This is a genomic window from Bacillus sp. A015 (assembly GCF_053851875.1).
This window is the reverse complement of record NZ_JBSPZB010000042.1, coordinates 1-6,425: the sequence shown is the minus strand read 5'-3', so window position 1 is coordinate 6,425 and position 6,425 is coordinate 1. Positions and strand designations below refer to the sequence as shown.

Below are 6,425 nucleotides of genomic sequence, written 5' to 3'. Positions count from 1 at the left end.
ACTCTTGTCCCCATAGAAAAAAACACCTCCACGTCTTATTTCGGATAACAACGATCCGTTTTCAAACTTGAAGGTGTTTTTTATTTGTCTCACTTTATGGGGTCAGTCCCTTTTCGGGTGCTTTTTTGGCTTTATTTATGAATGAATGCGCAGCTTCACGTCTCCGTCTTTGCACGTTAGCTGGGCGTTTCCGCCAATCGGTAAGGTGAATACAGGCTGTGTATGTCCTATATCTACATCATAGATCACCGGGATGTGTTTGAGCATTGGATGCTTATCTAGGATGAATCTCAAATGTTCCTCTGTCATCTGAGATTTTTTTTGAAAGCGTCCTATGATCAATCCTTTGATTGATTCTGCATGCTGCAAGAGAGAGGTAAGGTCTCTGGCAAACATTTCAGGAAACACCAAGTCATCATCCTCAACAAATAAGATCGTATCCTTTACTTTCGGCATATACGAGGTCCCTTGCAGTAAGTTCAGTGTACAAAGGTTTCCGCCATACAAGGTGCCTTCAGCTGTTCCTTCCTGATATATTCCCCATTTCGTCGGATGAAACTGCCTGTTCGCTTGGTCAAGATACCACGCATCATCACTCCATTTTGTAGAAGGAGTAAGATCAAATGGCTCGCCGCTCATCACGCAGGCTTGAAACATGACTGTCTGCTCCTCTTGTCCCTGCTCCATTTGAAAGCTGGAGAAATGAGGGCCTGAGTATATCACCATATCACATTTTGTGGTAATGGCGTTGGCGATTGCTGTGATATCACTGTAGCCGCAAAGGACTTTGGGATGCTGACGGATCAAGTCGTAATCAATATAAGGCAAAAGCTCATTGCAGTTGAAACCGCCGATTGCAGTCAAAATGCCGTCGACTTCATCTTGTGAGAACGCCTCATGTAGATCAGATACTCGGTGTTCAATGGACGATGAGGAATGAAGATCACATTCAAACACGTGTTTTCCAAAAGAGACAGTAAATCCTAAAGTCTCTAAACGTTTTTTGGCTTGAGACATTCCTTCTTCTGATAAGATGCTGGCACTTCGACTTGGGGTGATGACCTGGTGATGACCCGAATGTGGTCGCCTTTTTTTAAAGGAGATGGTGTATGCATAAACAAATCTTCCTTTCCATCACATATTTCTCCATTATATCGGATCAAATGGTTCCAGTCTGTAAAAGCTAGAAGAAAGCAGTGGACCGTGCGTTTCATACAAGCTGTGCAAAGGGTATGGAAGAGAAAAAGACAGAAACGAATGAGGGCGGAGAATGTGAAAAAGAGGAGACTGGAATTTTTATTTTTATATTTCATGATATTCGGGGCATATGTGGTGTATTGGTGGCCGGTGCCAGCATGGAGCATCCAGCTTTACGCAGCGATTTATGTCGCCATTATTTTATTTAGTATCGTCTCGCTGATGCTAGAGAATCGGACATCACAGCACACATTGTTATGGATATATGTGCTGATCTTTTTCCCGATCATTGGCTATATGTTTTATTTATTCTCGGGGCAGCTTTACGTAAAAGGTCATTTGTTCAAATCGAAGAGAATGTATAACCGTGAAAAATTACGCAGAATATCAGAGCTTGAGAGCAAGCCGGATGAAACACGTTTAACCGAGAATCAGCGTACTTTTTTTCATTACACAGAAAAAGCGACAGGAATGCATGTGAATACAAATAGTGATATGGACATTTTAAAGAATGGAGAGGAAACTTTTCCGCGGATTTTTGAAGAGTTGAAAAAGGCAAAAACGTTCATTCATATTGAATATTACATGTTTAAATCTGATTTCCTTGGTCACCAAATGATGGAGATTCTCATTGAAAAAGTGAAAGAAGGGGTAGAGGTTCGCTTTATCTATGATGCGGCGGGCAGCATTCGCTTCTCCCGAAAAGATATTAAGCGATTAAAGCAGGCAGGTGTAAACATCGCTCCCTTTCTGCCTTTAAAATATGGATTCTTTAATCAAAAATTCAATTTCCGAAATCACCGAAAAATCGTGATTATTGATGGGGAAACGGGATTTGTCGGCGGGTTAAATGTCGGGAAGGAATATGTAGGGTGGGATGAAAGCATCGGCTTTTGGCGTGATACGCATGCGATGTTAAAGGGTGAAGCTGTTCAAACCCTGCACTCCGTTTTCATGCTGGACTGGGAGTATGTATCAGATGAAGTGTTAATTGATGATCCGAAGTATCATACGCCGCACCCTGTGACAGGAGAGGATGTCATTCAGGTTGTACCAACTGGACCTGATATGAAGGAAAGTATGAGTGATTTATATGATGCACTCATTTCAAATGCGAAACAATTTGTCTGGATTGCTACACCGTATTTTGTGCCAAATGAGTCGATCCGCACAGCGTTAAAAATCGCTGCCACTAGAGGGGTGGATGTGCGTGTGATGGTACCGGAGACAAATGACGGCTTTCTCACACAATACGCCACACGCTCCTATTTTGCTGAGCTTCTGAAAGAGGGTATCAAGGTGTATCATTATCAAAAAGGCTTCATGCATCAAAAGGTCATGATCGCAGATGGAGAACTTGCCTCTGTCGGTACCGCCAATGTGGATATGAGAAGCTTTCAGCTCAATTTTGAGGTCAATGTCTTTACAGCCGCGAAGAAGCCAATCGAGCAATTGATGACCCATTATGAGGAAGATATGAAGGAATGTGAGCAAATGGGACCCGTTCATTTTTATAAAAGAGGCTTAAAAGAGCGTTTGAAGGAATCGTTTGCCCGGTTGTTTTCAGGTGTGCTGTGAGGCTTACCAATGGAAGAAATCATTTCCTCATCTAGTATTTTCATGAGGATTCCTCTATAATTGAAAATGATTATCAATTATAGAGGAAATGAGGTTCTTTTACATATGCTAAAACGCTTTTTCGCCTATTACAGGCCCTATCGAGGTCTGTTCTTTTTAGATTTCTTTTGTGCTGTCGCAGTTGGATTAATGGAACTAGGGTTTCCGCTCATCGTGAACTACTTCATTGATACATTATTGCCGTCAGGGAACTGGACGGTCATTGGCTGGACCGCACTTGCTCTTTTTGTCATTTATGCACTCAGCTCGGTGATGCAATTTATTGTGTCGTACTGGGGGCACATGCTGGGCATCAATATTGAAACAGATATGAGGAAGAAGCTATTTGATCACTTTCAGCGTCTGTCATTTAAATTCTTTGATAACAACAAAACGGGTAAGCTCATGTCACGGATGACCAACGACCTCATGTACATTGGAGAGGTGGCGCATCATGGGCCTGAAGATTTGTTTATTGCGATTATAACGATTCTTGGCGCCTTTGCTGTCATGCTGATGATTAACTGGCAGCTTGCCATTTTAACCTTTCTGATCATGCCTGTCATCATCTGGCTTGCGCTTTATTTTAATAAGAAGATGACAAAGGCCATTACACAGCTGAACAATGATATTGGAGACTTTCATGCAAGGGTTGAAAACAACATCGGCGGCATCCGTCTTGTTCAAGCCTTTGCGAATGAACATTTTGAGAAAAAACGCTTTGCTGAAAACAACAATCGTTTTCGGAAAGCGAAGCTTCTTTCTTATAAAATCATGTCGGTCAATGGATCGATTAGTTATATTTTAACTCGGCTTGTGACGCTGTTTGTCCTTCTGGCAGGTACATGGTTTGTCCTGCAAGGTCAATTGAGTGCAGGTGGATTTATCGCCTTTGTTCTGATCACAAACGTTTTATTCAGACCGATAGATAAAATCAACACGGTGATTGAAATGTATCCAAAAGGAATTGCCGGTTTTAAAAGCTATGTCGATTTACTTGAAACAGAGCCGGATGTGAAGGATACAGAAGGAGCACGGGATGTGTTCGGACTGCAAGGTGAAATTGAATATCGAAACGTGACGTTTGGCTACGATGAGCACAGTCAAGTGTTGAAGGATATCAATTTGAAGATCAAGCAAGGAGAAACCGTTGCATTTGTAGGGCCTTCAGGAGCAGGAAAATCGACCATTTGCAGTTTGCTGCCTCGTTTTTATGATGTGGATGAAGGAGAGATCACGATTGATGGAGTGAGCACAAAATCCATGACCTTGTCTTCTTTAAGACAGCAGATCGGCATTGTGCAACAGGATGTCTTTTTATTCTCAGGCACCATTCGTGAAAACATTGCGTACGGCAACCTAGAAGCAAATGATGCAGAGATTTGGGAGGCCGTACGACGTGCACATTTAGAGGAACTCGTTCAGCGTTTCCCAGAAGGGTTAAATACCGTCATTGGCGAACGTGGCGTCAAACTGTCAGGCGGTCAAAAGCAGCGCTTGTCGATTGCACGGATGTTCCTAAAAAATCCTTCCATTCTTATTTTAGATGAAGCGACGTCAGCACTTGATACAGAAACAGAAAAAGCGATACAGGATGCTCTGAGCGAACTGGCCGCCGGCCGGACAACACTTGTCATCGCTCACCGGCTTGCGACGATTAAACACGCAGACCGTATTATCGTCGTGACAGAGGAAGGCATCCAAGAACAAGGCCGCCACCAAGACTTAATCCAAATGGGCGGCGTATACAGCAGACTGCATGAGGCGCAGTTTGGTCATTAAGAAGGAAGTCCTTAATGAGTCCAGCTATTGAGTTGGACTCATTTTTGACGTGCTGATATAACTCCTATAACCTAATTTTTCTAATTGATATTTCATTTACCACTTAAATGGAATTTTGATATGCTTTAAGGTAATAACATTCAAAAGGAGAGGGTTGTTTGAGTGAAACGGCAAAAACAGTCATGATGAAAAGCGTTCACTACGTGACTCTTATTGGTTTATTTATTTTGATGATTCCAGCTGGAATCAATCCAGTGTTTTTTTATATTGGTATTATTTTGTTTGGCATAAACACTGGAGTAAACGTAATAGGCAGTTCTCTAAGCAAAAAAAATATATCTGCGACGTTGACTATTTGTTTTGCTCTCATATCATTTGGATTTTTTAAGCTATTTTTTTGAAGACGCTCACTATAGCGCACTTTATATTTTACTTTGAAGGAAGCATCAGTGATAAACGATCCAGTAGCCCTTTTGAAAAAGGGCTCAGCGTGTAGACAAACCCTCGCATTCTTTGTCAGTCCTGCGTGCCAGTGCTCGTCCTTCCTAGACTTCAAAGGTTTTCTATCACGCTGAAAAGAAGACAAATGGCTAAAATAAAGATCATTTTAGCCATTTGTCAACAATTTGGGCCCTTTTGGTAAAGGGCTTTTTTTGTTAGGATAGTAAAAACTCGTGTAGGAAGGATCTGATGGAATGAAGGGGCTTCGGCGTTTACAAAAGGGCGAAAAGATCGGCATTTTTTCACCCTCAAGTCCTGCATCAGCGACCTCGCCTCTTAGGTATCAGCGGGCGAAGGAATGGCTTGAGCACAAAGGATTCATTGTTGAACCAGGATCACTAACAGGGAAAGAGGATCACTACCGTTCAGGTACAATTCAAGAACGAGCGGATGAACTGAATGAGCTGATGGCTAGAGAGGATTTGGCCTGCGTGATGTCGATGATTGGCGGGACAAATTCGAATAGTTTGCTGCCTTATCTTGATTTTGAGCTGCTGAACAAACATCCGAAAATCCTGATCGGTTATTCAGACGCGACGGCGATTCTTTTAGCAGCCTATGAAAAAACGAGACTGCCTGTTTTCTACGGACCGGCGCTTGTCCCATCTTTTGGAGAGTTTGAACCGTTCGTCACCCATACATATCAGTCGTTTGAGGACATCTTGATGCACCCGCAGACCATTCCATATCATGTAGGAAAACCGCCCTTTTGGACAGATGAACGGGTCAACTGGGAAGAGAAGACCCTCGACAAAGAAAAGCGTCCGAATAATTGGTTGTGCGTCATAGAGGGACAGGCAGAAGGCAGACTGATCGGGGGGAATCTAAATGCCATGTATGGCATATGGGGAAGTGAGTTCATGCCGGCGATTCAGAAGGGAGACATCCTCCTGATTGAAGATTGTATGAAAACGGCTTCGGTTGTAGAAAAAAACTTCTCTCTTTTGAAGGTAAATGGTGTGTTTGAACAGGTATCAGGTATCCTCTTAGGGAAACATGAGCTATTTGATGATGAAGGAACGGGCAAGAAGCCACACGATATTTTACTTGAGGTGCTTGGAGACACAAAGAGACCGCTCATCGCTGATTTTGACTGTGCTCATACACACCCAATGCTCACCATGCCAATAGGGACACGAGTAAAAATAGATGCAGCTGCAACGCAAGTTTGGCTGACGGAAGCGTGGATATAAGAAAAAGAGCAGCCCCTAGGCTGCTCAGGCTGTCGAGAAAATCTCGACAGCTTTATTTTTTTCCTTAAAGTTTCCATTCCCCCGTTTTATAATAGAGAAAAGCATACTAAAGGAAGGTGTTTTTCTCATGTTCCA

General features: G+C 42.7%; 4 protein-coding genes and 1 pseudogene. 4 read left to right on the top strand and 1 reads right to left on the bottom strand.

Annotated features, from left to right (window positions below; genetic code table 11):
* Window positions 1–135: 135 nt before the first annotated feature.
* Window positions 136–1,115 (bottom strand): annotated as a pseudogene (locus tag ACSLGF_RS18645) (S66 family peptidase).
* 157 nt (window positions 1,116–1,272) lie between these two features.
* Between ACSLGF_RS18645 and cls the strand changes: the two are divergent.
* The 4 genes from cls to ACSLGF_RS18625 all read left to right on the top strand — a co-directional run bounded on the left by cls (window position 1,273) and on the right by ACSLGF_RS18625 (window position 6,290).
* Window positions 1,273–2,775, top strand: a complete 1,503-nt coding sequence (gene cls, locus ACSLGF_RS18640; RefSeq protein ID WP_456007796.1) for a cardiolipin synthase — start codon at window positions 1,273–1,275, stop codon at window positions 2,773–2,775.
* Window positions 2,776–2,880: 105 nt separating this feature from the next.
* Window positions 2,881–4,596: an ABC transporter ATP-binding protein gene (locus ACSLGF_RS18635; protein ID WP_456007794.1), complete on the top strand. Its 1,716-nt coding sequence runs from the start codon at window positions 2,881–2,883 to the stop codon at window positions 4,594–4,596.
* 158 nt (window positions 4,597–4,754) lie between these two features.
* Window positions 4,755–4,997 carry a hypothetical protein gene (locus tag ACSLGF_RS18630; RefSeq protein ID WP_256499088.1) on the top strand — a complete coding sequence of 81 codons (243 nt, stop codon included), beginning with the start codon at window positions 4,755–4,757 and terminating at the stop codon, window positions 4,995–4,997.
* Window positions 4,998–5,291: 294 nt separating this feature from the next.
* Window positions 5,292–6,290 (top strand): S66 family peptidase, encoded by a 999-nt coding sequence (locus ACSLGF_RS18625; RefSeq protein ID WP_456007792.1) that lies wholly within the window; start codon window positions 5,292–5,294, stop codon window positions 6,288–6,290.
* Window positions 6,291–6,425: the final 135 nt, after the last annotated feature.